Source organism: Mycobacterium bohemicum DSM 44277 (genome assembly GCF_001053185.1).
Lineage (GTDB): Bacteria > Actinomycetota > Actinomycetes > Mycobacteriales > Mycobacteriaceae > Mycobacterium > Mycobacterium bohemicum.
Window position 1 is genome coordinate 1 of sequence record NZ_CSTD01000001.1, and the last position, 24,930, is coordinate 24,930.

General features: G+C 70.8%; 22 protein-coding genes and 3 pseudogenes. 14 read left to right on the plus strand and 11 right to left on the minus strand.

Annotated features, from left to right (window positions below):
* The coding region (locus tag BN971_RS00005; RefSeq protein WP_428978050.1) for an alpha/beta hydrolase at window positions 1-392 on the minus strand (392 nt) is incomplete at its 3' end.
* Between the two features lie 284 nt (window positions 393-676).
* Between BN971_RS00005 and BN971_RS00010 the strand changes: the two genes are divergently transcribed.
* The 8 genes and pseudogenes from BN971_RS00010 to BN971_RS00045 all read left to right on the plus strand — a co-directional run bounded on the left by BN971_RS00010 (window position 677) and on the right by BN971_RS00045 (window position 8,265).
* The gene (locus BN971_RS00010; protein WP_085182227.1) at window positions 677-1,330 is read left to right on the plus strand and encodes a class I SAM-dependent methyltransferase; all 654 of its coding nucleotides are present in this window, start codon (window positions 677-679) and stop codon (window positions 1,328-1,330) included.
* A gap of 3 nt (window positions 1,331-1,333) precedes the next feature.
* Window positions 1,334-2,220: pseudogene (locus BN971_RS00015) on the plus strand (molybdopterin-dependent oxidoreductase).
* 11 nt (window positions 2,221-2,231) lie between these two features.
* On the plus strand, window positions 2,232-2,738 hold the full coding sequence (locus tag BN971_RS00020) for a hypothetical protein (protein WP_085182241.1): 507 nt from the start codon (window positions 2,232-2,234) through the stop codon (window positions 2,736-2,738).
* Between the two features lie 67 nt (window positions 2,739-2,805).
* Window positions 2,806-4,014: an alpha/beta hydrolase gene (locus BN971_RS00025; protein ID WP_085182225.1), complete on the plus strand. Its 1,209-nt coding sequence runs from the start codon at window positions 2,806-2,808 to the stop codon at window positions 4,012-4,014.
* Between the two features lie 44 nt (window positions 4,015-4,058).
* On the plus strand, window positions 4,059-5,468 hold the full coding sequence (locus tag BN971_RS00030) for a WS/DGAT/MGAT family O-acyltransferase (protein ID WP_085182224.1): 1,410 nt from the start codon (window positions 4,059-4,061) through the stop codon (window positions 5,466-5,468).
* Between the two features lie 106 nt (window positions 5,469-5,574).
* The gene (locus BN971_RS00035; protein WP_085182223.1) at window positions 5,575-6,363 is read left to right on the plus strand and encodes a crotonase/enoyl-CoA hydratase family protein; all 789 of its coding nucleotides are present in this window, start codon (window positions 5,575-5,577) and stop codon (window positions 6,361-6,363) included.
* Between the two features lie 60 nt (window positions 6,364-6,423).
* Window positions 6,424-7,950 (plus strand): class I adenylate-forming enzyme family protein, encoded by a 1,527-nt coding sequence (locus tag BN971_RS00040; RefSeq protein ID WP_085182222.1) that lies wholly within the window; start codon window positions 6,424-6,426, stop codon window positions 7,948-7,950.
* 18 nt (window positions 7,951-7,968) lie between these two features.
* A complete protein-coding gene (locus tag BN971_RS00045) occupies window positions 7,969-8,265 on the plus strand; it encodes a hypothetical protein (protein WP_085182221.1) in 297 nt (98 codons plus the stop codon).
* A gap of 11 nt (window positions 8,266-8,276) precedes the next feature.
* On the opposite strand, the gene BN971_RS00050 is transcribed toward BN971_RS00045, so the two are convergent.
* The 4 genes from BN971_RS00050 to BN971_RS00060 all read right to left on the minus strand — a co-directional run bounded on the left by BN971_RS00050 (window position 8,277) and on the right by BN971_RS00060 (window position 11,656).
* Entirely contained in the window at window positions 8,277-8,909 is a 633-nt protein-coding gene (locus BN971_RS00050) for a TetR/AcrR family transcriptional regulator (RefSeq protein ID WP_169718635.1), read from the minus strand.
* On the minus strand, window positions 8,906-9,037 hold the full coding sequence (locus tag BN971_RS26185) for a hypothetical protein (protein WP_264028526.1): 132 nt from the start codon (window positions 9,035-9,037) through the stop codon (window positions 8,906-8,908). Before BN971_RS26185 ends, BN971_RS00050 begins: the two co-directional genes overlap by 4 nt.
* A gap of 278 nt (window positions 9,038-9,315) precedes the next feature.
* A complete protein-coding gene (locus BN971_RS00055) occupies window positions 9,316-10,788 on the minus strand; it encodes an aldehyde dehydrogenase (protein WP_085182220.1) in 1,473 nt (490 codons plus the stop codon).
* A gap of 94 nt (window positions 10,789-10,882) precedes the next feature.
* Window positions 10,883-11,656, minus strand: coding sequence for a class I SAM-dependent methyltransferase (locus BN971_RS00060; protein ID WP_085182239.1), 774 nt, complete (start codon window positions 11,654-11,656; stop codon window positions 10,883-10,885).
* A 141-nt stretch (window positions 11,657-11,797) separates the two neighbouring features.
* Here BN971_RS00060 and BN971_RS00065 point away from each other — a divergent pair, with 141 nt between their 5' ends.
* Complete coding sequence (locus tag BN971_RS00065) at window positions 11,798-12,952, plus strand: glycosyltransferase family 4 protein (RefSeq protein ID WP_085182219.1); 1,155 nt, start codon at window positions 11,798-11,800, stop codon at window positions 12,950-12,952.
* On the opposite strand, the pseudogene BN971_RS00070 reads toward BN971_RS00065, so the two are convergent.
* A pseudogene (locus BN971_RS00070) lies at window positions 12,936-14,173 on the minus strand (MmpA family trehalose lipid delivery protein). The gene BN971_RS00065 and the pseudogene BN971_RS00070 overlap by 17 nt on opposite strands.
* Before the next feature lie 10 nt (window positions 14,174-14,183).
* The gene (pgfA, locus tag BN971_RS00075) at window positions 14,184-15,494 is read right to left on the minus strand and encodes a cell envelope lipid trafficking protein PgfA (RefSeq protein ID WP_169718634.1); all 1,311 of its coding nucleotides are present in this window, start codon (window positions 15,492-15,494) and stop codon (window positions 14,184-14,186) included.
* A 222-nt stretch (window positions 15,495-15,716) separates the two neighbouring features.
* On the opposite strand from pgfA, the gene BN971_RS00080 reads away from it, so the two are divergent.
* Complete coding sequence (locus BN971_RS00080; RefSeq protein WP_276011201.1) at window positions 15,717-16,820, plus strand: acyltransferase family protein; 1,104 nt, start codon at window positions 15,717-15,719, stop codon at window positions 16,818-16,820.
* Here the strand turns inward: BN971_RS00080 and BN971_RS00085 are convergent.
* The gene (locus tag BN971_RS00085; RefSeq protein ID WP_085182215.1) at window positions 16,786-18,267 is read right to left on the minus strand and encodes an AMP-binding protein; all 1,482 of its coding nucleotides are present in this window, start codon (window positions 18,265-18,267) and stop codon (window positions 16,786-16,788) included. The genes BN971_RS00080 and BN971_RS00085 overlap by 35 nt on opposite strands.
* On the minus strand, window positions 18,268-19,245 hold the full coding sequence (locus tag BN971_RS00090) for a phosphotriesterase family protein (protein WP_085182214.1): 978 nt from the start codon (window positions 19,243-19,245) through the stop codon (window positions 18,268-18,270). It abuts the gene before it with no gap.
* Window positions 19,246-19,332: 87 nt separating this feature from the next.
* Between BN971_RS00090 and BN971_RS00095 the strand changes: the two genes are divergently transcribed.
* Both BN971_RS00095 and BN971_RS00100 read left to right on the plus strand, forming a co-directional pair.
* Window positions 19,333-21,030: an acyl-CoA dehydrogenase family protein gene (locus tag BN971_RS00095; RefSeq protein WP_085182238.1), complete on the plus strand. Its 1,698-nt coding sequence runs from the start codon at window positions 19,333-19,335 to the stop codon at window positions 21,028-21,030.
* A 230-nt stretch (window positions 21,031-21,260) separates the two neighbouring features.
* Window positions 21,261-22,229 (plus strand): PE family protein, encoded by a 969-nt coding sequence (locus BN971_RS00100; RefSeq protein WP_085182213.1) that lies wholly within the window; start codon window positions 21,261-21,263, stop codon window positions 22,227-22,229.
* Between the two features lie 122 nt (window positions 22,230-22,351).
* On the opposite strand, the gene BN971_RS00105 is transcribed toward BN971_RS00100, so the two are convergent.
* Entirely contained in the window at window positions 22,352-23,428 is a 1,077-nt protein-coding gene (locus BN971_RS00105) for a DSD1 family PLP-dependent enzyme (RefSeq protein ID WP_211279831.1), read from the minus strand.
* A 62-nt stretch (window positions 23,429-23,490) separates the two neighbouring features.
* Window positions 23,491-24,096, minus strand: coding sequence for a tautomerase family protein (locus BN971_RS00110; RefSeq protein WP_139027016.1), 606 nt, complete (start codon window positions 24,094-24,096; stop codon window positions 23,491-23,493).
* A gap of 182 nt (window positions 24,097-24,278) precedes the next feature.
* On the opposite strand from BN971_RS00110, the pseudogene BN971_RS26190 reads away from it, so the two are divergent.
* Both BN971_RS26190 and BN971_RS00120 read left to right on the plus strand, forming a co-directional pair.
* Window positions 24,279-24,479: pseudogene (locus tag BN971_RS26190) on the plus strand (DJ-1/PfpI family protein); the annotation flags it as partial.
* Window positions 24,474-24,926 carry a helix-turn-helix domain-containing protein gene (locus BN971_RS00120; protein WP_346425723.1) on the plus strand — a complete coding sequence of 151 codons (453 nt, stop codon included), beginning with the start codon at window positions 24,474-24,476 and terminating at the stop codon, window positions 24,924-24,926. The pseudogene BN971_RS26190 and the gene BN971_RS00120, both read left to right, overlap by 6 nt.
* Window positions 24,927-24,930 lie beyond the last annotated feature (4 nt).

The window sequence follows — 24,930 nt, forward strand, 5'->3', positions numbered from 1 at the left end:
AGCCCCCCGCCGGCGCTGCCGCCGCCGATCGCGACCCGCCGCGGATCCACCGAGGGCAGCCCGGACAACCAGGTCAGCGCCGCGTAGCAATCTTCCAGCGCCGCTGGGTAGGGGTGTTCGGGCGCCAGCCGGTAGTCCACCGAGGCCACGGTGATGCCCAGCCTGGTGCTGAACCGGCGGCACAGCGCGTCGTCCTGGACGGCGGTGCCGATGACATACCCGCCGCCGTGGATCCACAGCAGCGCGGGCGCAGGCTGCGTCACGCCGGCGGGGCGGAACCACCGAACCGCGGCCCCCGGCCCCAGGCCGACCTGTTCGGCGTCGGCGTCCCCGTGCGGCTGCCGCAGCCCCTGCAACGCCCGCAGCACCGGCAGCGTCCAGGACCCCACCATCTGCCGGGGAGCGAAGCGGGCGGCGCGGCGCAGATCGGGGTGGACGTCGTCGAGCGGCACGGGTTAAGTATCGCGGTAGGCATCCGGTGAACCACAGCGGCCGCCGCATCGTCCCCTGTTCGGGCCCGGGATTAGCCGAACCGCGATCGGGGTATCGGTGAAAATGCCGGCGAACGCGGGAAAGATGAGCGTGCTGGCGTTTGCTGGTTCGTCGTCGCTCGGTGGTTTCAGGTCCCGCCGGGGCCGGGCGGGCCGACCGGTCGGCCACGACGCGAGGACGTGAAATGCTGGGGCAACTCTACGATCGGGCGCTCGACGGCGAGCGATGTTGGATCCGCCACCAGGACGGCGACCTGCGGCCCCTGCCGGCCCACCGCTGGCTCGGCGTGCGATGTCCCGAGGGCTCATCCGGCGACGCCTCCGACGAGGCCTTCGACGAAGCCGTCACCCAGATGTGCACCGGGCCGACGATCGAACTCGGGTGCGGGCCGGGGCGGCTGGTGGCGCGGCTGATCCAGCGCGGGGTGCCCGCCCTCGGCATCGACCGGTCGGCGACGGCGATCCGGCTGGCGGGGCGCGGCGGCGCGCCGGCACTGCTGGGCGACGTCTTCGAACCGCTGCCCTGGACGGGCTCCTGGCAGACCGTGCTGCTGGTCGACGGCAACGTCGGGCTGGGCGGCGACGCGCGCCGGATCCTGGGGCGCGCCGTCGAGCTGCTGGCCCGCGGCGGGCGCTGCGTCGCCGAATTCGACGCCGAGGCCATCGGGATCCGCGAGCGCTGGGTTCGCCTGGAGTCCGCCCGCGATGTGGGGCCCTGGTTCCGGTGGGCGTCGGTCGGCGTGGACAGCGCGGCCTCGCTGGCCGCCCAGGTGGGCCTGACGCTGACCGAAGTCCGGCTCATCGGTAGCCGGGTGGTCGCCATTCTGGCAGCCTTATAGCCCGTGCCCGGCGACGATGGCTTGGGGGGCTTGTGGGGCTTTCCCGCCTGGCTGTGGCGCGCGCTGGAGCGGCACCCACCCCCGGGCGTGCGGCGCCTGAGCCGGTTTCGCAGCCCCTTGCGCGGCCCGTGGCTGACGTCGGTGTTCGGCCTGGTCCTGCTGGTCACGCTGCCGATCGTCATCCTCACCGGCCTGCTGTCCTACATCGCGTATGCGCCCCAGCTCGGCCAGGCGATCCCGGCCGACGTCGGCTGGCTGCGACTGCCCGGCTTCACCTGGCCCACCCACCCGTCGTGGCTGTACCGGCTGACCCAGGGCCTGCACGTCGGGCTGGGGCTGGTGCTCATCCCGGTGGTGCTGGCCAAGCTGTGGTCGGTGATACCCCGGCTGTTCGTCTGGCCGCCGGCCCGCTCGATCGCCCAGCTGCTCGAGCGGCTGTCCCTGTTGATGCTCGTCGGCGGCGTCCTGTTCGAGATCGTCACCGGCGTGCTCAACATCCAGTACGACTACATTTTCGGCTTCAGCTTCTACACCGGCCACTACATCGGGGCCTGGGTCCTGATCGCCGGCTTCCTCATGCACATCGCGATCAAGATCCCGCGCATGGTCGCCGGCCTGCGGTCGCTGCCGCTGCGCGAGGTCCTGCGCACCGGCCGCGCCGAGACGCGCCGCGCTCGGCGCGGGTGACGTCGTTACAGACCGGCGGCGCGTTTGGTGCAGCGATGTTGCAGGACAACCAGATTCGCGACTCCGACGCCCTGCTGGCGCTGCGCGTCAACGGCGCCGACCTGTCGCTGGATCACGGCTACCCGGCCCGGATCATCGTCCCGGCGCTGCCCGGCGTACACAACACCAAGTGGGTGGCCGCCATCGATTTCGAGGCGGCCTGATGCCCGCCCTGATGCGCCAGCGCCCCGGCCGTTTCACCGCGCTGTACGGTTCGCACCCGCTGCATCTGCTGACGATGCTCGCCGGCTTCGCGCTGCTGGGGTACCTGCTGGCCACCTTCTCCCCCGCAACCCTGTGGAACCCGGAAACCTGGTGGCAGTCGATCGCGGTCTGGCTGGCCGCCGCGGTGATCGCCCACGACCTGGTGCTCTTCCCGCTGTACGCGCTGGCCGACCGGCTGCTGTTCGCGCGGCCGGGCCCGCGCGCGCAGCGACGCCCAAACATCAGCGCCCGCAACCACATTCGCGTGCCGGCCCTGGCCGCCGGGCTCACGCTGCTGATCTTCCTGCCCGGCATCATCGAGCAGGGCGCGCCGACCTACCTGGCGGCCACCGGGCAGACCCAGGATCCGTTCCTGGGCCGGTGGCTGCTGCTCACCGCCGCCATGTTCGCCGCCAGCGCCCTGGCCTACGGCGTCCGGGTGCTCCTCGAGCGGCGGCGCGCGCGCACGCGGCCCTGACCCGGCCCGGGAAATGTCTTACGCAAACGTCAGTTTGGTGGGGCCGCGCGGGGGTAGGCTCCCCCGCATGACGGCGAAGGTTCCGGGCATGACACCGTACGTCAAATGGTTGCTGCGGGCCGGCCCCGCCGACTATGCGCTGGCGCTCAGCACCGCGGGGGCTTCGCTGCCGGTGGTCGGCAAGCACCTCGAGCCGCTGGGCACCATGACCGCGATGGGCGTCTGGGGCGCCCGGCACGCGCCCGATTACCTCTCCTCGATGGGCTCGTCGATAGGGAAAGGCTTGTTGCGGCCGGGCCGCGCCCGCGCCGACGCCGAGGAGCCCGGCGAGCTCTCCCTGGCCTCGCTGCGCAGCGTGGTGTCGGCGGCCGACCTGGACGTGGAATGGCCCGCCGCGGAACGCACGCCGCCGATCTGGGACGCCATGCGCCAGAGCCGCTACCTGTACCGGCGCGCGGTGCACTACGGCAACAGCCCGGCGCAGGTGCTCGACGTCTGGCGCCGCAAGGAGCTGCCCGCACACCCCGCGCCCGTGCTGATCTTCGTCCCGGGCGGCGCCTGGGTGCACGGCCGCAGCCGTGGGCAGGGTTCGGCGCTGATGTCGCGGCTGGCCGAGCAGGGCTGGGTGTGCCTGGCGATCGACTACCGGGTGGCGCCGCACCACCGCTGGCCGCGCCACATCACCGACGTCAAGACCGCGATCGCCTGGGCCCGGGCCAACGTCGACCGGTTCGGGGGCGACCGCAACTTCGTTGCGGTCGCGGGCTGTTCGGCCGGCGGTCACCTCTCGGCGCTGGCGGGCCTGACGCCCGACGACGCCGCGCACGAGCCGCACCTGCCCGAGGGCGCGGACAGTTCGGTGGACGCGGTCGTCGGGATCTACGGGCGCTACGACTGGGAGGACCGGTCCACCCCGGAGCGCGACCGGTTCGTCGACTTCCTGGAGCGGGTGGTGGTCAGGAAGAGCATCGACCGCCATCCCCAGCTGTTCCGCGACGCGTCGCCGATGGCGCGTGTGCATCGAAATGCCCCGCCGTTCTTGATCATTCACGGCAGCAAGGACAGCGTGATCCCCGTCGAGCAGGCGCACAGCTTCGTCGAGCGGCTACGCGCGGTGTCGCATTCGGCCGTGGGTTATCTGGAGCTGCCCGGGGCCGGCCACGGGTTCGACCTCATCGACGGTCACCGCGCCGGGATCGCCGCCCACGCGACGTCGCTGTTCCTCAACCACGTGCACCGCACCAAGACACAACTCGCGGCCAAAGAGGTTATCTGAGCCCGCGCCGCTGAGTATGGTCCCTTTATGGGTAAGGGGCGCAGATGAAACGGCTTAGCGGGTGGGACGCGGTACTCCTTTACAGCGAGACGCCGAACGTGCACATGCACACCATCAAGGTCGCGGTGATCGAGCTGGACGACGAACGGCTCGACTTCGACGTGGAGGCATTCCGCACGGTCATCGGCGGACGGCTGCACAAGCTCGAGCCGTTCTGCTACCAGCTCGTCGAGGTCCCGCTGAAGTTCCACCACCCGATGTGGCGGGAGCACTGCGAGGTGGACCTGAACTACCACATCCGGCCGTTGCGGCTGCCCGCCCCCGGCGGACGTCGCGAACTGGACGAGGCGATCGGGCGGATCGCCAGCACCCCGCTGGACCGCGGCCACCCGCTGTGGGAGATGTACTTCATCGAGGGCCTGGCGAACAACCGGATCGCGGTGGTGGGCAAGATCCACCACGCGCTCGCCGACGGCGTCGCCTCGGCCAACCTGATGGCGCGCGGCATGGACCTGCAGCCCGGGCCGGAGGGCGGGCCGTACACGGCCGACCCCGCGCCGCGCCCCGGTCAACTGGTGACCTCGGCGTTCGCCGACCACATGCGCCACATCGGGCGCATCCCGCGCACCATCCGCTACACCGCGCAGGGCCTGGGCCGCGTGCGGCGCAGCTCCCGCAAGCTGTCACCGGAGCTGACCCGGCCCTTCGAGCCGCCCGTGACGTTCATGAACCACAAGATCACCCCCGAGCGGCGGTTCGCCACCGCCACCCTGGCGCTCGCCGACGTCAAGGAGACCGGCAAGCGCCTCGGCGCGACCATCAACGACATGGTGCTGGCCATGTCGGCGGGCGCGCTGCGCACGCTGCTGCTGCGCTACGACGGCAAGGCCGAACCGCTGCTGGCGTCGGTGCCGATGAGCTTCGACTTCTCGCCCGAGCGGATCTCCGGCAACCGCTTCACCGGCGTGCTGGTGGGCCTGCCCACCGATTCCGACGACCCGCTGGAGCGGGTGCGGTGCACCCACGAAAACGCGATCGCGGCCAAGGAGAGCAACCAGCTGATGGGGCCGGAACTGGTCAGCCGCTGGGCGGCCTACATGCCGCCCGCGCCCACCCAGGCCTTCTTCCGGTGGGCATCCGGGCGCGACGGCCACAACAAGATCCTGAACCTGAACATCTCCAACGTGCCCGGCCCGCGCGAGCGCGGCCGGGTGGGCGGGGCGCTGGTCACCGAGATCTATTCGGTGGGCCCGCTGACCGCGGGCAGCGGCCTGAACATCACCGTCTGGAGCTACGTCGACCAGCTCAACATCTCGGTGCTCAGCGACGGGGCCACGCTGGACGACCCGCACGAGGTCACCGAGGCCATGGTCGCCGACTTCATCGAAATACGCAGGGCCGCAGGGCTTTCCGAGGAGCTGACGGTCGTCGAGGCCGCGATGGCGCCGGCCTGACCCGTCCCGGGGAAAACGGCGCTCTCGCCTGGTGTTAATGGCATTCTGACCGGCCGTTACCATCGGTCGCATCACCCTTAGTCATCCGAAGGAGCTGCGCAGCACCGTGAGCACTGGGAGCGAAGAGGCCGCCGCCGAACCCGAGGTCCTCGTCGAGCAACGGGACCGCATCCTGATCGTCACCATCAACCGGCCCAAGGCCAAGAACGCCGTCAACGCCGCGGTCGCCAACGGCCTCGCGCAGGCCATGGACCGGCTCGACGGTGACGCGGGCCTGTCGGTTGGCATCATCACCGGCGCGGGCGGCTCGTTCTGCGCGGGCATGGACCTCAAGGCCTTCGCCCGCGGCGAGCTGCCCATCGTCGAGGGCCGCGGGATGGGCTTCACCGAGCGCCCGCCGGACAAGCCGCTGATCGCCGCGGTGGAGGGCTTCGCCCTGGCCGGCGGCACCGAGCTGGCGCTGGCCACCGACCTGATCGTGGCGTCGAAGGATTCGGCGTTCGGGATCCCCGAGGTCAAGCGCGGCCTGGTCGCCGGCGGCGGCGGACTGCTGCGGCTGCCCGAGCGCATCCCGTACGCGATCGCCATGGAGCTGGCGTTGACCGGCGACAGCCTGCCGGCCGCCCGCGCGCACGAGCTGGGTCTGGTCAACGTGCTGGCCGAGCCGGGGACGGCGCTGGACGAGGCGATCGCGCTGGCGGAGAAGATCGCCGCGAACGGGCCGCTGGCGGTGGCCGCCACCAAGAAGATCATCGTCGAGTCCCGCGGCTGGAGCCGCGAGACCATGTTCGCCGACCAGAACAAGATCCTGATGCCGGTGTTCGCGTCCAACGACGCCAAGGAGGGGGCGATCGCGTTCGCCGAGAAGCGGCCGGCGCGCTGGACGGGCACCTGACGGTTCGAGTTACACTGTGGCTCGGATTTGTAAACCTTAGGGGAACCGGGAAGATCGAGGATGAGCATTTCGCTGCTGCTCGAGATGGCTGCGTCGAGCAACCCCGATCGGACGGCTGTCGTCACCGCGGGGGCCTCGGAGGACACCCGGCTGACGACCCAGCAGCTCAGCGATCTGGCCGACGGCGGCGCCGGCGTGGTCGCGGCATCGGGGGCCCGGCACCTGGCCTACGTCGGCACCGGCGGCGCGACGCTGCCGATCCTGCTCTTCGCCGCGGCGCGCGCGGGAGTGGCCTTCACGCCGATCAACTACCGGCTGTCGGGCGAGGGCATCCGGGCGCTGATCGAGCGGCTGCCCGAGCCGCTGGTGGTGGTCGACGGCCGCTACCGCGACATGCTCGGCGACGCCCCGCCGGCGAAGCGGCTGATGACCACCGAGGAGTTCCTGACGGCGGCGCGCGGCGCCGAACCAGCCGCCGAGTTCCCCGACCCCGATTCCGTCGCCGTCGTGCTCTTCACCTCGGGCACCACGTCGCAGCCCAAGGCCGTCGAGCTCTCGCACAACAACCTGACCAGCTACGTGACGGGCACGGTCGAGTTCGAGTCCGCCGCCCCCGACGACGCCGCGCTGATCTGCGTGCCGCCGTATCACATCGCGGGGGTGGGCGCGGCGCTGTCCAACCTCTATGCCGGCCGAAAGATGGTGTACCTGCCCACCTTTGACGCCCAGGAGTGGGTGCGGCTGGTGAACGCCGAGCGGGTGACCACCGCGACGGTGGTGCCCACCATGCTGGACCGGATCGTCACGGTCCTCGAGCAGGGCGGTCACGAGCTGCCGTCGTTGCGCAACCTCGCCTACGGCGGCTCGAAGGTGGGCCTGCCGCTGGTGCGCCGGGCGCTGCAGCTGCTCCCGCACGTCGGCTTCGTCAACGCCTACGGCCTGACCGAGACCAGCTCGACGATCGCCGTGCTGGGTCCCGACGACCACCGCGAGGCGCACTCCGCGGCCGAGGCGCACGTGGCCAAGCGGCTGGGTTCGGTGGGCCGGCCGGTGCCCGGCATCGAACTGCAGATCCGCGACGACGACGGGAACGTGCTCGGGCCGGGCGAGGCCGGGGAGCTGTTCGTGCGCGGCGAGCAGGTGTCGGGCCGCTACACCGGGATCGGCTCGGTGCTCGACGACGAGGGCTGGTTCCCCACCCGCGACGTCGCGCTGCTCGACGAGGACGGTTACCTGTTCATCAGCGGGCGCAGCGACGACACGATCATTCGCGGGGGCGAGAACATCGCGCCGGCCGAGCTCGAGGAGGTGCTCATCGAGCACTCGCACGTGCGCGACGTCGCGGTGGTCGGCGTCGAGGACCCGCAGTGGGGCCAGGCCATCGTGGCCGTCGTGGTCCCCGCCGTCGGGATCGACCCCGATCCCGAGGAGCTGCGCGAGCACGTCCGCAAGAGCTTGCGCGGGTCGCGCACGCCGGACCACGTGGTGTTTCGCGACGAGTTGCCCACCACGGCGACGGGCAAGGTGCTGCGCCGCGAGATCGTCAAGGACCTGAACGCACTGCGCGCCGCGCCGGCCGAGCAGTAGGGGAGTAAAGGAACCAGCATGGTGAAGAACGGAACCCGCCTGGCCAGCCAGGTGTGTGACACGCAGGTCATCGTCGTCCGCAGCGCCGACAGCCTGGACGACCTGCGCTGCGGTGGGGCGCCGATGGTCGAGATCGGCGCGCCGCGCTCGGGTGAGCTCGACCCGGCGTTCGCCGACGGCAGCGTGATGGGCAAGCGCTACGTCGACGACGGCGGCGCCGAGGTGCTGGTGACCAAGCCGGGCGCCGGGAGCCTGAGCGTCGGCGAGACCAGGCTGACGCTTAAGGAGGTCAAGCCGCTGCCCGCCAGCGACTGACGGCTGGGGCGCTACTGCCCCAGCTTGTTGCGGATGACGAATTCCCGTGCCTTGATCAGGAATTCGAGTTGGTCGCCGACCTTGTGGAGCGGGTCGATGCTCTGCGTCGAACGCGACAGCAGCACGGCGCCCTCCAGGGCGGCGATCGAGGTGACCGCCAGCGACGCGGCATCCTCCTCGCCGAATCCGTCGTTGACGAACGCCCGGGTCAGCGCGGAACACCACCGGGCCAGGATGGCGCCGGCCTCGCCGGTCAAATTGGGTTGGTCGTCCGAGCCGATCGCGGCGGCCACCACCGGGCAGCCGGCGGTGAAGTCCCCCTCGCTGAGCGTGCGTTCCCAGTACTCGACGAACTCGCGCAGCAGGGCTCGCGCACCCCAGCCCGTTGCGTCGTCGATCATCGCCGTGATGGCGTCACCCGAGTACCGCAGCGCCTCGGTCAGGATCTGGTTGCGGCCCTCGGGAAAGTGGTAGTACACCGAGCCGCGGGGGGCGCCGCTGCGCGCCAGCACCTCGTCGATGGTGACGCCGGCGGCCCCACGCTCACGCATGACCTCGGCGGCGCTGATCAGCATCCTCTTGCGCGTATCGCCGCGCTTGGTGGTGGTCCGCACCGTCGCGGTGCCCGTGACCGGCGGCGTCATGCAGCTTGTGAGGACCGCGATGCCGGCCAGTGCATGTGGCGCGGGCTGAAGCGGAATTTGCGGTCCTTGAGGGCGGGCACCTCGCGGGTGAACTGATAACTGCCGATGTTGAGCTCGATGATCCACATGATTTTCTCCCCGCCTATACGGCGCCCAAGATTATGCTGAGAAGCATATAAGACATCAGTACAGTAATCAACTTGTATGACCTAAGTAACACCGCCGAGCATGGCGGATCGTGCTATCTGGCTCCGCCCGGCGCGTGAGCAGGCGGAATGCGCGGGCGCAGTAATTATGCTTTCTTACATAATCAGGCGAGCGCGCTCGGGTGCCCGAGGGCGGGCACGAAGAATCCGCGCGTGGCTCATGTCGGTGCAGCCCGCGAGATCGACCGCAGGGGTCGAGGTCAGCTGTCGGTGGTGTAGCCCATCGGCATCAGCACGCTCTTCTGCTGCGTGAAGTGCTCGACGCCCTCCGGCCCGTTCTCCCGGCCGATGCCGGAGTTCTTGTAGCCGCCGAACGGGCAGCACGGGTCGAACGCGTACCAGTTGATCGCATAGGTTCCGGTGCGGATCTGCTGGGCGATCTCGATGCCGTGCGGCACATCGGAGGTCCACACGCTGCCGGCCAGCCCGTACGCCGAGTCGTTGGCGATCTTGATCGCGTCCTCCTCGGTGTCGTAGGGGATGACGCTCAGCACCGGCCCGAAGATCTCCTCCTGGGCGATCGTCATCTTGTTGTCGACGTCGGCGAACACGGTGGGCTGGACGAAGAATCCGCCGTCGAGGCCCTCGGGGCGGCCGCCGCCGCACACCAGCCGGGCGCCCTCCTCGACGCCCTTGGCGATGTAGCCCTCGACGCGGGCGCGCTGCTTCTCCGAGATCAGCGACCCGATCTGGGCGGCCGGGTCGTCCGGCTTCCCGACGGGCAGCATCTGCACGAAATTGCTGACGGCTTCGACGATTTCGTCGTAGCGCGAGCGCGGCGCCAGGATGCGGGTCTGGGCCACGCAGGCCTGCCCGGTGTTCATGATCCCGGAGAACACCAGCATCGGGATCGCCGACGCCAGGTCGACGTCCTCGAGGACGATGGCCGCCGACTTCCCGCCGAGCTCCAGGGTGCACGGCTTGAGCATCTCCGCGGCGCGCCGGCCGATCTCCTTGCCGACGGCCGAGCTGCCGGTGAACGAGAACAGGTCCACGTCCGGGTTGGAGGTCAGCGCCTGCCCGGTCTCGATCCCGCCGGGCACCACCGACAGCACGCCCTCGGGCAGGCCGGCCTCGGCCAGGGCCTCCGCGAGAAGGTTTGCGCTCAGCGGTGTTTCGGCCGCCGGCTTGAGCACCACGGTGCAGCCGGCCAGCAGCGCCGGGCCCAGCTTGTTGACCGCCAGGAACAGCGGCACGTTCCACGCCACGATCGCGCCCACCACGCCGATCGGCTCGCGGTAGACGATGGTCTGCCCGTAGCCGCCGTTGCGGATCTCTTTCCACTTCACCTCGTCGGCGGCGGGGCCGGCGAAGTAGCCCATCGCGCCCATGGTGCTCATCCAGTGCATCGTCTCGACGCCGGTGGGCGGCTGACCGGTCTCGGCCGCCAGGACCGCGGTGAACTTGTCCTTACGCTCCTCCAGCAGCTTCAGCGCGTTGGCGAGGATGGCGGCGCGTTCCTTGGGCGGCGTGGTGGGCCACGGGCCGCTGTCGAACGCCGCCCGGGCCGCGGCGACCGCGGCGTCGACGTCGGCGGCCGCCGCCAGCGGTGTCTTGCCGACGTACTCGCCGGTGGCCGGGCAGTGCACCTCGATGACCTCGGAGGTCGAGGGCTCCGTCCACCTGCCGCCGATGAAGAGTTTGTCGTATTCCGTGGGCTTGCTCTCGGTCATCTGCGCCGCTCCTCCTCATTGCTCCGCGCTGCATCGTCGCCGGCGCGCATGGCGCCACCCTACCCAAGGGAAAGCGAAACGAGAACATGTTTCATTACCGGGGCGCGAGCACCAGCACGAGATTGCTGACCAGGAACTCGCGGACCAGCGGCACCGACGTCAGCCACCAGGCCCATCGCGGGTGGTAGCGGGGAAATGCGGCGACCAGGGCGCCGGTGTGCGCTGCCCACTGCAGGCCCTCGGCGGCCGACACCGCGAACAACGACGACCCGTAGTTGTTTTTCGCCGGACGGCCGTGTTTGCGCGCGTAGCGCGCGGCGGCGCGGGCTCCGCCGAGGTAGTGGGTCAGGCCCATCTCGTGACCGCCGAAGGGGCCGAGCCAGACCGTGTAGGACAGCACCGCCAGCCCGCCCGGCCGGGTGACCCGCAGCATCTCCGAGCCGAGCCGCCAGGGCCGCGGGACGTGCTCGGCGACGTTGGAGGACAGGCAGATGTCCACCGAGTCGTCGGCGAACGGCAGCGCCATCCCGGAGGCCCGGACGAACGTGGCCCCCCGGCCCCCGGCCTCGTGCGCCGGGCCGGCCGCGTGCATCTCGCCCGGGTCGGGTTCCACCCCGATGTAGCGGACGCCCGCCGCGGCAAACGCGGCCGCGAAGTAGCCCGGGCCCCCACCGATGTCGAGCAGCGTGCGCCCGGCCGGCGATTCGCCGGTCGCGGCCCCCCACAGGTCGCTCACCATCGCCACGGTGTCGGCCGCCAGCGCGCCATAGAAGCGGGCCGGCTCCGGCTGCTCGTAGCGAAATGCCGAGAGCAGTCGCACCGAGCGGGCCAGCGTCGCCCGCCGGGCGAAGGAGTCCGTGACGGCCACGGCCACACCCTACGGTTGCGCCGCATTCGTCACACGCGTCCCCGCGCCGGGCGGCCCTCTCCGCTGGGGCCGGTGTGGCGGGTGTGACCACGCACCGCCGTCCCGCAACGCGCGTCGCCGCCCCGGCTAGGCTGGCCGGTAATGTCTGCTCTCCGTTCCGTGCTGCTGCTGTGCTGGCGCGACACCGGGCACCCGCAGGGCGGGGGCAGCGAGGCCTACCTGCAGCGCATCGGCGCCCAATTGGCGGCGTCGGGCGTCGAGGTCACCCTGCGCACGGCCCGCTACCCCGGAGCGCCCCGCCGCGAGGTCGCCGACGGCGTGCGGATCACCCGCGCCGGGGGGCGCTACTCGGTGTACGTCTGGGCGTTGCTGGCGATGGCGTTCAAGGAGGTGGGGGCGCGGTTGGGGCTCGTCGCGCGCCCCGACGCCGTCATCGACACCCAGAACGGCGTGCCGTTCCTCGCGCGGCTGGTCTACGGGCGCCGCGTGGTGGTGCTGGTGCACCACTGCCACCGCGAGCAGTGGCCGGTGGCCGGGCCGCTGCTCGGCCGGCTCGGCTGGTTCGTCGAGTCCGCGGTGTCGCCCCGCGTCAACCGGCGCAACCAGTACGTGACCGTCTCGCTCCCGTCGGCCCGCGATCTCGTGGCGCTCGGGGTCGGCAACGAGCGAATCGCCGTGGTGCGCAACGGCCTCGACGAGGCCCCCGCCCAGTCGCTGGCGGGCCCGCGCGCGGCCGCGCCGCGGGTGGTGGTGCTGTCCCGGCTGGTGCCGCACAAGCAGATCGAAGACGCGCTGGAGGCCGTCGCCGAGCTGAGGCGCCGCATCCCCGCCGTGCACCTCGACATCGTGGGTGACGGCTGGTGGCGGCCGCGCCTGGTGGAACACGTGCGGCGGCTCGGCATCGGCGACGCGGTCACCTTCCACGGCCACGTCGACGACGTCACCAAACACCATGTGCTGCAAAGCTCGTGGGTGCAGCTGCTGCCGTCCCGCAAGGAGGGCTGGGGCCTGGCCGTCGTCGAGGCGGCCCAGCACCGGGTGCCGACCATCGGCTACCGGTCCTCCGGCGGCCTCTCGGACTCCATCGTCGACGGCGTGACGGGGATCCTGGTGGACAGCCACCAGGAGTTGGTGGACCGCCTCGACGAACTGCTCACCGATTCGGTGATGCGCGATCAACTCGGCGCCAAGGCGCAGGCCCGCAGCGGCGAGTTCTCCTGGACCCAGAGCGCCGAGGCGATGCGAAACGTGTTGGAGGCCGTGCAAACCCGGGAGTTCGTCAGCGGCGTGGTGTAGCCGCGCCGCGCCGGGCGCACGCCAGCGCCCCGCCGCCACCGATCACCAGCATCGCCAGCCACGCCAGGTGCGCGACGAGCGTGGCCCTGCGGCGCGCGGGCGACGGGCCCGCGGTGTCGCCGCCGATCCGGTACAGCGCCAGCTCGCGGTCGGAGTGGACCGGGGCGAGCGCCCCGACGGTCCGGCCGCCCGCACCCATGTCGCCGGCGCTGTCCGATTCGACCACCAGCCACCCCACGCCGGCCCGGGCCAGGGCGGCGGGATCGGGCCCGGTCAGCAACAACTGCTGCACCGCCCGCGCGCGGGCGCCCTCGCCCGGGACGACCACGCCCGAGATGACCAGGTCACCGGGGCTCAGCACGTCGGCGCGCACCCAGCGCGGCAGCGGGTCGAGCACCGGCGCGGAACCCGACCAGGCGAAGCGCCGCATGGTGCCGGCCGGCAGCACCGCGACCGTGCGGGGATCGGCGTTGATCGCCGCGGCCACCGCGGCCCACCCCGGCGGGTAGCGCACCGGCGTCACCCGGGCCCACACGCCCCAGGCCAGGTCGGGCAGCACCGCGATCAGCGCCAGGCAGCAGACCACAGCCGCGGCGGCCGCCGGGACTTTGAGCCGCCGCAGCGTCACCACCGCGCCGGCCCCCGCCAGCGCGTAGCCCGGCACCGCCAGCGCCACCCACTTCTGGCCGTCGCGCAGCACCCCGAACGCGGGCACGGCGTCGACCACCGCGCCCAGCGCGTGCAGACCGGGCCCCGTCGCCAGCGCGGCGGGCACCAGCACCGACACGACCGCCAGCACCAGCAGCGGCACCGCGGCGGGCCGCCGGGCCGCCGCGGGCACCCCGGCGGCGACGACGCCCAGCAGCACCGCGGCCGACAACACCGCGAAAAGCGTTGCGCGCGAACCCGGCACGGCCTGCCCGTTCCAGATGCCGCCCAGGCTGGCCACGCTGCCGAGGCCGCGCCCCCCCCCGCCAGCCACAGCCCGAGCACCAGCAGCGCCTTGACCACCACGCCGCCGTCGAGAACGTGGGAGGCCAGCGCGACCGCGAAATCCTGTGGCGTCGCCCGCGGCGGGGCCGTCAGCCCCAGGGCGGTGTCGGTGAGGTACGAGCGCGGCGTCGACACCGCGTCGCGTAGCAGCAGGTAACCCGGCTTCAGCAGCGGCCCGGCCACCACCAGCGCCAGGATCAGGGCGTACCCGGGCCGGGCCCAGCGCACGTTCGGTGGACTAATCCCGTTCCGGCGCATCCCGTTCGGGCCCGACGGGAGGGTCGGGCGCCCCCGGTTCCGGGGGCTCGGCCGACGCCCGTGTCGGCGGCTCGGCGGCGGGCGGAGCCGGGCCGTCGTCGGCTGCATCTCCCAGTCGGGGACGCTGGGTGGGCAGCTTCTCGGTCTCGGCCTCCGCGCCGGGCACCCGCTCCTCGACCCCGCCGCGGCCGAAGAACTCCTCGTCGCCGCGGTCCAGGCCGGGGTCGGTCAGCGCGCTCTCGGTCCGCAGGCTGAACGAGGCCAGCAAAGCCCCGCCCACCAGGGCGACCAGTCCGACGGCGGTGAAGGTGATGGGCAGCACCCGCGACCACAGCGCCAGCCGGTCGCGCTCGTCGCGGGCCGCGTTGACCTGAGCCTCGACGGTGTCCTGGGTGGAGGTGACCTTATAGTCGGCCAGCGTCATCTCCGGCTTGAGCGGGTCCCGGGCGAAGTAGTGGTCGGCGTGCTCGGTCTCCTTGACGATGGTGCCCGACACGGGGTCGACCCAGAACGTCCGCTGCGCGGCGTAGTAGCGGGTCATGGTGACCTGCTCGCCCGGGTCGCCGGGCACCCCCCACATGGCGGCGGACGCCGTGACCTTGGCGTCCTCGGCGCCCGCGTACAGCGACGGGTAGGGGACGGGGGCGACCAGCTTGCCGTCGGCGTTGTAGCCGATGTTCTGCGTGAAGCGGTAGGTCGTCAGGCCGTTGACGTCTTCCTGGGAGTCGTAGTTGACGTCGAAGGGCTTCTGCGCGATCGGGTCGAAGTAGGGGTAGGTCTTCTTCTCGGTGTGGAACGGGAACCGGTAGGCCAGCCCGTCGTGGCGCAGCGGCACGGCGGTGGGCGGGTTCTCGTCGCCGAAGGAGCGCGGCTTCTGGACCGAACCGCCGGTGTGGGTGTCGTCGGAGACGGCCATCGCCGTCTTGCGGTTCAGGGTGACGGTGTCGACGATCGCCAGCAGCAGGCCGCTGTCCTTCTGTTTGTCGGTGCGCCGGACCGACGAGCCCACCTGCAGCGTGACCACGTCGGCGTTGGCGGGCGACTCCACGCTGATCTGCTGCTGGGAGACCAGCGGCACGTTCTGGTTGACCACCAGGTGGTCGGTCGACAGCGACGCCGAGTCCAGCGCCGTCCCGGTGCCGTCGCTGATCAGGGTGGTGTCGATGTCGAGCGGGATCTTGGTGATCCGGTGGCTGGTGTAGGTCGACAGCAACAGCGCGGCGATCAACAAGGCGGCCCCGAGCCCGATGATGCCGCATGCGGCGAACCGCAACATGACTGCTCGGTTCACGTTGCCGTGCCCTCCTAGTGATCCCTCATGGTCGGCTCGTCGCCGCGAGCGAAGCAAACCCGTTCGACCCTAACAGCCGAACGTAAGACCCCCGCTGGGCAGCGCCCGCGGGTCGATGCGGTGTACCCCGGTTTGCCGGGGAACACTCCCAGGCACACTGTGATCGTGACCGAGGGCCAGGGCGTGGGGGGTGTGCGCAGCTTCCTGCCCGCCGTGGAGGGGATGCGCGCGTGCGCGGCCATGGGGGTGGTGGTCACCCACGTCGCCTTCCAGACCGGGCACTCCAGCGGCGTCGGCGGGCGGCTGTTCGGCCGCTTCGACCTGGCCGTCGCGGTGTTCTTCGCGCTGTCGGGCTTCCTGTTGTGGCGCGGGCACGCCGCGGCGGCCCGGGGCATCGGGGCCCCGCCCCGCACGGGTCATTACCTGCGGTCGCGGGTGGTGCGCATCATGCCGGCCTACCTGGTGGCGGTCGTCGTCATCCTGTCGCTGCTGCCCGACGCCGACCACGCCAGCCCGACCGTGTGGCTGGCCAACCTGACGCTCACCCAGATCTACGTGCCGCTCACCCTGACCGGCGGCCTGACCCAGATGTGGAGCCTGTCGGTCGAGGTCACCTTCTACCTGGCCCTGCCGGTCCTGGCGCTGCTGGCCCGCCGCCTCCCCGTCGCCGCGCGGGTGCCGGCGATCGCCGCGCTGGGCGCCCTCAGCTGGGGCTGGGGCTGGGTGCCGATGGCAACCGGCTCCGGGGTCAACCCGCTGAACTGGCCGCCGGCGTTCTTCTCGTGGTTCGCCGCGGGCATGCTGCTGGCCGAGTGGGCCCACACGCCGATCGGGGTGCCGCACCGGCTGGCCCGGCGTCGCCTTGTGATGGCCGTCGTGGCGGCGCTGGCCTTCCTGGTGGCGGCCTCGCCGCTGGCCGGGCCCGAGGGCCTTGTTCCCGGCACCGCCACCCAGTTCGCCGTCAAGACCGCCGCGGGTTCGCTGGTGGCCTTCGCGTTGGTCGCGCCGCTGGTGCTGGACCGGCCGGACACGCCGCACCGGGTGCTGGGGACGACGTTCATGGTGACGCTGGGGCGCTGGTCCTACGGCCTGTTCGTGTGGCACCTCGCGGCGCTGGCAATGGTCTTCCCGGTGCTGGGCACGTTCCCGTTCACCGGGCGGATGCCGGCGGTGCTGGCGCTGACGCTGGTCTTCGGCTGGGCGATCGCCGCCGTCAGCTACGCCCTGGTCGAGTCGCCCTGCCGGGAGGCGCTGCGGCGCTGGGAGAAACGCCGGGTCGAGACGACCGACGTCATAGACGCTGAGGCGGACGCAATCGCGCCGTGACCTCGGCCCGCACCGCGGACCGCCGGGCCTTGCCGGCGTCGTCGCGCAGGGGCTCGTCGACGAACTCGACGAACCGCGGCAGCTTGTACGACGAAAGATGTTCGGCCAAAAACTCTTTCACGCCCTCGGCGTCCAGCGTCGAGCCGTCTGCGGTGTGCACCAGGGCGTACGGCACCTGCCCCAGATCGCCGGAATTCTGGTCGGGGACGCCGACGACCAGGCAGGACATCACCTCCGGGTGCGCCGACAGGGCGTTCTCGATCTCGGCCGGGTAGACGTTGCGGCCGCCGACGGTGAACATGTCCACCCGCCGGTCGGACAGGTAGAGAAACCCGTCGGAGTCGAAATAGCCCAGGTCGCCCAGCGAGTCCCAGCCGTCCCTGGTCTTCGCCGTGGCGCCGACGTAGCGGTAGGTCGGCGCGCTGCCGGGGGCCGGGCGCATGTAGATCTCGCCGACCACGCCCGGCGGGCAGGGGTTGCCGTCGTCGTCGAGCACCTTCATCTCGCCGGCGACCACCACGCCCACCGAGCCGCGGTGTTCGAGCCACTGGTCGCCGGAGATGAACGTCAGCGCCTGTAATTCCGTGCCGCCGTAGAGTTCCCACACCTTCTCGGGGCCCACCAGGTCGATCCACGCCTGCTTGACCGCCGGCGGGCACGGCGCCCCCATGTGCCAGAACCGGCGGATTGACGACAGGTCGTAGGACCCCGGATCGGCGTGGTAGACCGGCAGCGTCCGCTGCATGATCGTCGGCACCGTCGTCAGGAACGTCACCCGGTGATCGGTGATCAGGCGCAGAAACCCGTGCGGGTCGAACCGGCTCATCACCACCAGGTGGTGGCGCATCAGCAAGGCGATCGTCGCCGTGGTGAATCCGGTGTTGTGGGACAGCGGAATTGGCACCAGGGTGGTGTCGCACTCCTGCGCGCCCAGCGCGTAGCCGATGACGGCCGGTATCCGGCTGTCGCCCCCGGACTCGATCAGCTTGGGCCGCCCGGTGCTGCCGCCGGACCCCATCGCCTTCCACACCGGCGAGACCGCCTCCGGCAGCGCGGCGTCGGACAACGCCGGGTCGGGTGTGAAATTCCTTGGCACGCTGGCTATTCCGTCGTGCTCGCGCCCCACCAGCAACGCCGGCGGCCGCAGCTCCAGCAGCCCCTGCAGCTCGGCATCGGGCAACCGGGCCGACAGCGGCTGGGGCACCGCGCCGAGCTTCCAGCACGCCACCACGGCCTGGATCCACTCCACCGAGTTGGGCAGCACGATCGTCACGTAGTCGCCCACGCCGACGCCGCACTCGGCGTAGGCCCGGGCCAGCCGGTTCGTCGAGGCGTCGAGCTCGCCCCGGGTCAGGGTCTCACCGTCGCAGGTGACCGCGGGCTCGTCGGGCGCCGCCGCGGCCAGCGCCGAGATCTGGGCTCCGATCGGGGGGACCGGCTGGCTCATCTAGTACGCCCCCCGCCGCTCGAAGATGCGCCGCGGGTTGTCGACCAGCATCGTGTGCAGCTGCTCGTCGGTGACCCCGCGCTCCTTGAGCGCCGGGATCACGTCGTTGTGGATGTGCAGGTAGTGCCAGTTGGGCGCGGCCACCGCGAGGAGCTCCTCGGGCAGCGCGTCGAAGTAGCAGTTGGCGTCGTGCGAGAGCACCATCTTGTCGGCGTGCCCGCGCTCGCACATCTGCGCCACGATGTTCACTCGGTCCTCGAACGGCGAGATCACGTCGATGCCGAACCGGTCCATCCCGAGGTAGGACCCGGCGGCGATCAGCTCCTCGAGGTAGCCGACGTCGGTGCTGTCGCCGGAGTGACCGATGACCACCCGGCTCAGGTCCACGCCCTCCTCTTCGAAGATGCGCTGCTGTTCGAGCCCGCGGCGCAACCCGGCGTGGGTGTGGGTGGAGATCGGCACCCCGGTGCGCCGGTGCGCCTGCGCGACGGCGCGCAGCACCCGCTCGACGCCCGGGGTAATGCCCGGTTCGTCGGTGGCGCACTTGAGGATCCCGGCCTTGACGCCGGTGTCGGCGATGCCCTGCTCGATGTCGCGGACGAACATGTCGGTCATCACCTCCGGGCCGCCCAGCGCCGCCCCCGGGCCCAGGTAGTGGAAGCAGAACGGCACGTCGTTGTAGGTGTAAAGCCCGGTCGCCACAACGATATTCAGCTCGGTCGCGGCGGCGACCCGGGCGATGCGCGGGATGTACCGGCCCAGCCCGATGACGGTCAGGTCCACGATGGTGTCCACGCCGCGGGCCTTCAGTTCATTGAGGCGGGTGATGGCGTCGGCCACCCGCTGGTCCTCGTCGCCCCAGGCCTCGGGATAGTTCTGCGCGATTTCGGTGGTCATGATGAACACGTGCTCGTGCATCAGCGTGACACCGAGGTCGGCGGTGTCAATGGGACCGCGGGCGGTATTGAGTTCTGACACCCGTCTGATGCTAGGTCGGGCGGCGCCACGCCAACAGTGCCGATTGACAGTGGCGTTCTCGCCCGCGCGCGCAGTACCGTCACCGCCATGTTGCTCAATCCCAACAAGCTGCAGCGGCGCTACCCGGACCGGCGCTCGAGCGAGATCATGGCCGCCACGGTCGACTTCTTCGAGTCGCGGGGCAAGGCGCGGCTCAAGCAGGACGACCACGATCGGGTGTGGTACTCCGACTTCCTCGACCACATCGGCCGCGAACGCATCTTCGCCTCGCTGCTGACGCCGTCGGCCTACGGCTCCGGTGACTGCCGCTGGGATACCTACCGGATCAGTGAGTTCGCCGAGATCGTCGGCTTCTACGGCCTGAGCTACTGGTACCCCTTCCAGGTCACCGCCCTGGGCCTGGGCCCGATCTGGATGAGCGACAACTCCGACGCCAAGCGCAAGGCCGCCGCGCAGCTGGAGGCCGGCGAGGTGTTCGCCTTCGGCCTGTCGGAGCAGACCCACGGCGCCGACGTCTACCAGACCGACATGGTCCTCACGCCGTCCGAACACGGCTGGACCGCCAGCGGGGAGAAGTACTACATCGGCAACGCCAACGTGGCGCGGATGGTCTCCACCTTCGGCAAGATCGCCGGCACCGACGAATACGTGTTCTTCGCCGCCGATTCCCAGCACGACCGGTATGAGCTCATCAAGAACGTGGTGAACTCGCAGAACTTCGTCGCCAACTACGCGCTCCGCGACTACCCGGTCACCGAGGCAGACCTCCTGCACCGCGGACCCGGGGCGTTTCACGCCGCGCTGAACACGGTCAACGTCTGCAAGTACAACCTGGGCTGGGGCGCGGTGGGCATGTGCACCCACGCGATGTACGAGGCGGTCACCCACGCCTCCAACCGCATCCTGTACGGCACGGTCGTCACGGACTTCAGCCACGTGCGCCGGCTCCTCACCGACGCCTACGCGCGGCTGGTGGCGATGCGGCTGGTATGCGCCCGGGCCTGTGACTACATGCGCAGCGCGTCGGCCGACGACCGGCGCTATCTGCTCTACAGCCCGCTGACCAAGGGCAAGGTCACCAGCGAAGGCGAGCGGGTGGTCACAGCGCTGTGGGACGTGATCGCCGCCAAGGGCGTGGAGAAGGACACCTTCTTCGAGGCCGTCACACGGGAGATCGGCCTGCTGCCCAGGCTGGAGGGCACCGTCCACATCAACATCGGCCTGTTGGGCAAGTTCATGCCCAACTTCCTGTTCGCGCCCGACGCCGCGCTGCCCCTGCTCGGCCGGCGCGACGACGCGGCCGACGACGCCTTCCTGTTCGCGCAGGGCCCGACCGGCGGGCTGGGCAAGGTGCGCTTCCACGACTGGCGCGCGCCGTTCGCCGCCTACGGCCACCTGCCCAACGTCGCGCTGCTGCGTCAGCAGATCGACGTGCTCGCCGAAATGCTGGCCAGCGCCACCCCGGACGCGGCCCAGCAGAAGGACGTCGACTTCGCCTTCGCGGTGGGCCAGCTGTTCGCGACGGTGCCCTACGCCCAGCTCATCCTGGAGGAGGCCGCGATCTCGGGGGTGGACGACGCGCTGCTCGACCAGATCTTCGCCGTGCTGATCCGCGACTTCAACGGCTACGCCGTCGAACTCAGCGACAAGCCGGCCACCACGGACGAGCAGGCCCGCTTCGCGATGCGGATGATCCGGCGTCCGGTGCACGACCCCGCCGGCTACGCCCAGGTCTGGAAGGAACACGTGCAGCCGCTCAGCGGCGCGTATCAGATGCGGCCCTGACTTCCGGGCGTCGAGTGCGGCTGCCCGCACACTCAACGCCCGGCTGGCCGCACCCTCGACGCCCAGCGCCCGGCTGGCCGCGCGCTCGCGGGTCCCGCCGAAGGCGTGGATCGATCGCCGTGAAAAGGACTTTGGTCCCCTGCCAACCCGGTGTCCCCGTTGTTACGGTCACTTCGCCTCGATTGGCTCGGCACTGCCTGTGGCGAGCTGCACGGCCTAGGGGAGGTGCTATGTCATTGCTCAGTGTCACGCCCGACGCGATAGCTTCGGCGAGCGCAGATTTGGTGGATATCGGTGCCTCGCTGCGCGCGGCCCAAGCAGAAGCGATGGGCCAGACGGCTGCGATCGCGGCGCCGGGCGCCGACGAGGTTTCGGCCGCGATCACCTCGGTATTTGGTAGGGCGGCCGACGAATTCCACAGCCTTGGCGTGCAGGCAGCGGCTTACCACGACAACTTCGTCGGCGCATTGAGCGCCGGAGCCGGCCAGTACGCAGGCGCCGAAGCCGCCAATGTCCGGCAGATGTTGGCGGGCGGGTTGGACGCCTCCGCCCAGTCCGTGTCTGGCACCTTCTTCGCCCTCAACACCCCGATCGGTGCCATAAATTTCACCTATAGCGGGATTCTGCCTCCCACCGGCCAGAACGGCCCGTTCTCGGGCGTCGTGAACGGGACCACCGCGGTGTTTGGTAGTGGAAGCCTTGCGGTGACCGGGAACGTTCTGACGGGCCCTTACGGTCCGGGGACCGAACTGCAAGTGACGGGCGGGAACTTCAGCGCTCCCCGACTGCTGTCGCTTGTCAGCTCTACCGCAGGTCCCGCCGTCTCGGGCAACGCCGCCCTCGTCAATAGCACCAATCTGATTGTCAGCGAGCTACAAACGGGCAATTGGCAGGGCGCCGCATCGGCGCTCGTTGGCCTGCCCGGCAACTACCTGGCCGCCGTTACCACGGGATCTACCACGGTCAACCTGGCGGTGGATACCTCATCGTTCGGGGGGCCGGTTGTCACCGTGGGTGTTCCCTTCGATGGGATCTTTGCTTCTCCCCAGCCGATAACGGCGTCGTGGCCGACCTTTGATTATTCGTTCGGCGGGACCCTGTACACCGTCGAGGGCGTCAATAATCTTCCGATTGGAAGCACCGCTGGCCTTGTGCCGTTCGCGCTGGACGTGATCGCGAGATCTGTCGGTCTGCCGTAGTCGCCGCCTCGCCACCGCCTGACCCCCCACCCGGCCGGGTGTCCGGCTGGCCGCACACTCGCGCCGTCCGCCGGGCCGGGCCGTGATGCGGCCGTAGGACCCTCGCCACCAAGCCGGGCGGATCAGCGGCTGGCGCGCGCAGCTTCGATGGGGATGATCGCCGCAAGCGTGTCTTCGCGGACGACGTGGTACGCGTCGTACCGGTCCACCGTCGGGTCGCAGTGGGGGGCCACCAGTTCGACCCGCTCGCCCAGGCGGACTGGCCCACCGGCGGGCCGGGTGAGCGCGCCGTGCTCGTCTCCGAAGAAGCCGTACGTCGAGCCGGCGAAGCGCGCCCCGGCCGGGCGCGGCGGGGGACCGTCCGTGGCGAACGCCTTCAGCCCCGCGTCGACGGTGACGATCGGGACGGCGTTGGCGCTGATCACCTGAGCCGAGACGAACAAACTGGTGGCAAACGCGCCGTCGGCGTCGTCGCCCAAGGCGTCGCGATATTGCGCATCCATGAAAACGTATGAGCCGGGCTGAAGTTCGGTCAGCAGGCCGACTTCCAGGTCGGACTGCACGGTTCCGGTGCCGCCGCCGGTGATGGTCTCGACCCGATGGCCGGCGCTTCGGAGCCCTTCGACGACGCCCGCGAGCACGTCCATCCCCGCCCCGACCGCCTCGCGGCGCGCTCGGTACCCGGCAATGTGCTGCCAATGACCCCCGTAGCCCTGGACGCCGGCCAAGGTCAGCGAGGGCTGCCGCCGGATGTGATCGGCGAGTGAGAGGGCCTCGGCGACGCCGGCCACGCCCGTGCGCATGAGGCCGACGTCGACGTCGATGAGGACCCGCATCGTGACGCCCCGCCGGCGGGCTTCTGCGGCCAGCGCGGACGCCGGATCGGGATGGTCGACGACGCAGGAAAATCCCGAATCGACCGCCGCCACGTCGCACAACCGGCGTGGCATCTCGGGGTCGGCGACGGGCGAGGTGAGCAGGATGTCGCGCACACCGGCCGCCGAAAGCGCTTCGGCTTTGCCCAGTTTCGCGCAGCAGACGCCGACCGCGCCCGCCGCGGCCTGCTTGCGGGCTATCCACGAGCATTTGTGCGTCTTCGCGTGCGGCCGCAGCGCGACCCGGCCCCGTGTCCGCTCGGCCATGCGGGAGATGTTCGCATCCAGCGCGGCCTCATCGAGGATGAGGGCCGGCGTCGGCACGCGGTATCGCGACCCGGGAAGCCCAATCTCGGCTCGTGCCAACACTTCTGCGGCCGACACCGCTATCGGTGGGATGCGATCGGGGTCAGGTGCTCGAAGCCCGCCATCGACGCGGCCTCCGGCAGGCGGCGGATGGCGCCGTTCTGCGCCCACTGCCCTTCGGGCACTTCGTGAATGACGCACGACGTGACCACCATCCTGTCGCCGGGCGCGTCGGCGGCCGATTCGGCGGCCCGTTGAAGATCTTGGGCGAACTGCTCCTTGCGCGCGCCGTCGAGCACGCCGGTGCTGACCTGCCAGTCGATGAACACGCCGGCGACAGCGGCGTCCGCGCTGACCCCTGCGGAGTAGAAGCTCTCCGGGGCCAACTCCTGCAGCAGCACCAAAGCGCGCATCCGGCTCTCGGGCCGATCGGGCACCGATTCGGCACTGCAGGCCGCCTCGGTGAGCGCTCCCACCAGACGCGCCTTCTGGGCGTCGCCGAAAGCGCCGGGCGTCAGGGTCACTCGCATCAAGGGCATGGCATCAGCCTCCGTCAGCGAGCGGCGGGCCGCCAGTGGCGAAACAGACAATTTTCTTGCATAATTCGCCACATGATTGGCCTCGACGTCCTCGTCCTGCAGGGGGCCAGCGCCAGCGCGGTGGGCGCCACGATCGATGTTGTCCACGCCGCCAATCGAATTCACGGAAAGCCGCTCCTGGACTTGCGGTTCGTGACGCCTGAAACTCGCGTCGCCTTGCGCGGCGGCCTGGCCGCGACGGGACAGCCACTGGCGCGCTCGAGGCCGCGCGACGTGGTCGTCATGCCGGGTCTGGGGGCCGCCACCCCGGAGGAGATCGCGGCGCCGACGTCGCGGCCTCGTGCACGGCGGTGTTCCTGCTCGGGGTCGCCGGCCTGCTCGACGGTCGGCGCTGCGTGACGACGTGGTGGTTGGGTGCGGACCTTGCCCGCGTCGCGCCCGCCGCCCACGTCGTCATCGACGAGATGGTGGTTCGCGACGGGCCGATCTGGACCGCGGGCAGCGCCTTCGCGCACATCGACCTGATGCTGGCGCTCATGCGCCATTTCGGCGGGGCCGCCCTGACCGACGAATTGGCGAACCGACTCGTCGCCGACCAGCGCACCTCCCAAGCGAGCTTCCTCATTCCCTCGCACCTCGCGGCCCGCGACGAAACCGTCGCCGCGCTCGAGCGTTTCGTGCGCTCCCGGCTCGCTGAGGCGCACTCGCTGGCTTCCCTGGCGCAGTGGTGTGGGCTCAGCCCCCGCACCTTGGCGCGGCGGACACGAAGCGCCGTCGGACTCAGCCCGTTGCAGCTCGTGCAGAAGGTGCGCCTGGAGCGCGCCCTGCATCTGCTGCGGACGACGCGGATGCCCCTCGGGGAAATCGCCGCAGCCGTGGGATTTGCCGATCCGGCGACGCTGCACCGACTGGTCAAGCGACACACCGGGCGGTCGCCCGGCGCCCTGCGTCCGGGCGCCCGTCCGAAGTCCGCTTGACTGT

Coding starts and splice junctions, on each gene's coding strand:
- BN971_RS00010 (WP_085182227.1), top strand. CDS start 677: ATGCTGGGGCAACTCTACGATCGGGCGCTCGACGGCGAGCGATGTTGG.
- BN971_RS00020 (WP_085182241.1), top strand. CDS start 2,232: ATGCGCCAGCGCCCCGGCCGTTTCACCGCGCTGTACGGTTCGCACCCG.
- BN971_RS00025 (WP_085182225.1), top strand. CDS start 2,806: ATGACGGCGAAGGTTCCGGGCATGACACCGTACGTCAAATGGTTGCTG.
- BN971_RS00030 (WP_085182224.1), top strand. CDS start 4,059: ATGAAACGGCTTAGCGGGTGGGACGCGGTACTCCTTTACAGCGAGACG.
- BN971_RS00040 (WP_085182222.1), top strand. CDS start 6,424: ATGAGCATTTCGCTGCTGCTCGAGATGGCTGCGTCGAGCAACCCCGAT.
- BN971_RS00045 (WP_085182221.1), top strand. CDS start 7,969: ATGGTGAAGAACGGAACCCGCCTGGCCAGCCAGGTGTGTGACACGCAG.
- BN971_RS00050 (WP_169718635.1), bottom strand. CDS start 8,909: ATGACGCCGCCGGTCACGGGCACCGCGACGGTGCGGACCACCACCAAG.
- BN971_RS26185 (WP_264028526.1), bottom strand. CDS start 9,037: ATGTGGATCATCGAGCTCAACATCGGCAGTTATCAGTTCACCCGCGAG.
- BN971_RS00055 (WP_085182220.1), bottom strand. CDS start 10,788: ATGACCGAGAGCAAGCCCACGGAATACGACAAACTCTTCATCGGCGGC.
- BN971_RS00065 (WP_085182219.1), top strand. CDS start 11,798: ATGTCTGCTCTCCGTTCCGTGCTGCTGCTGTGCTGGCGCGACACCGGG.
- BN971_RS00080 (WP_276011201.1), top strand. CDS start 15,717: ATGCGCGCGTGCGCGGCCATGGGGGTGGTGGTCACCCACGTCGCCTTC.
- BN971_RS00085 (WP_085182215.1), bottom strand. CDS start 18,267: ATGAGCCAGCCGGTCCCCCCGATCGGAGCCCAGATCTCGGCGCTGGCC.
- BN971_RS00095 (WP_085182238.1), top strand. CDS start 19,333: ATGTTGCTCAATCCCAACAAGCTGCAGCGGCGCTACCCGGACCGGCGC.
- BN971_RS00100 (WP_085182213.1), top strand. CDS start 21,261: ATGTCATTGCTCAGTGTCACGCCCGACGCGATAGCTTCGGCGAGCGCA.
- BN971_RS00120 (WP_346425723.1), top strand. CDS start 24,474: ATGCTGGCGCTCATGCGCCATTTCGGCGGGGCCGCCCTGACCGACGAA.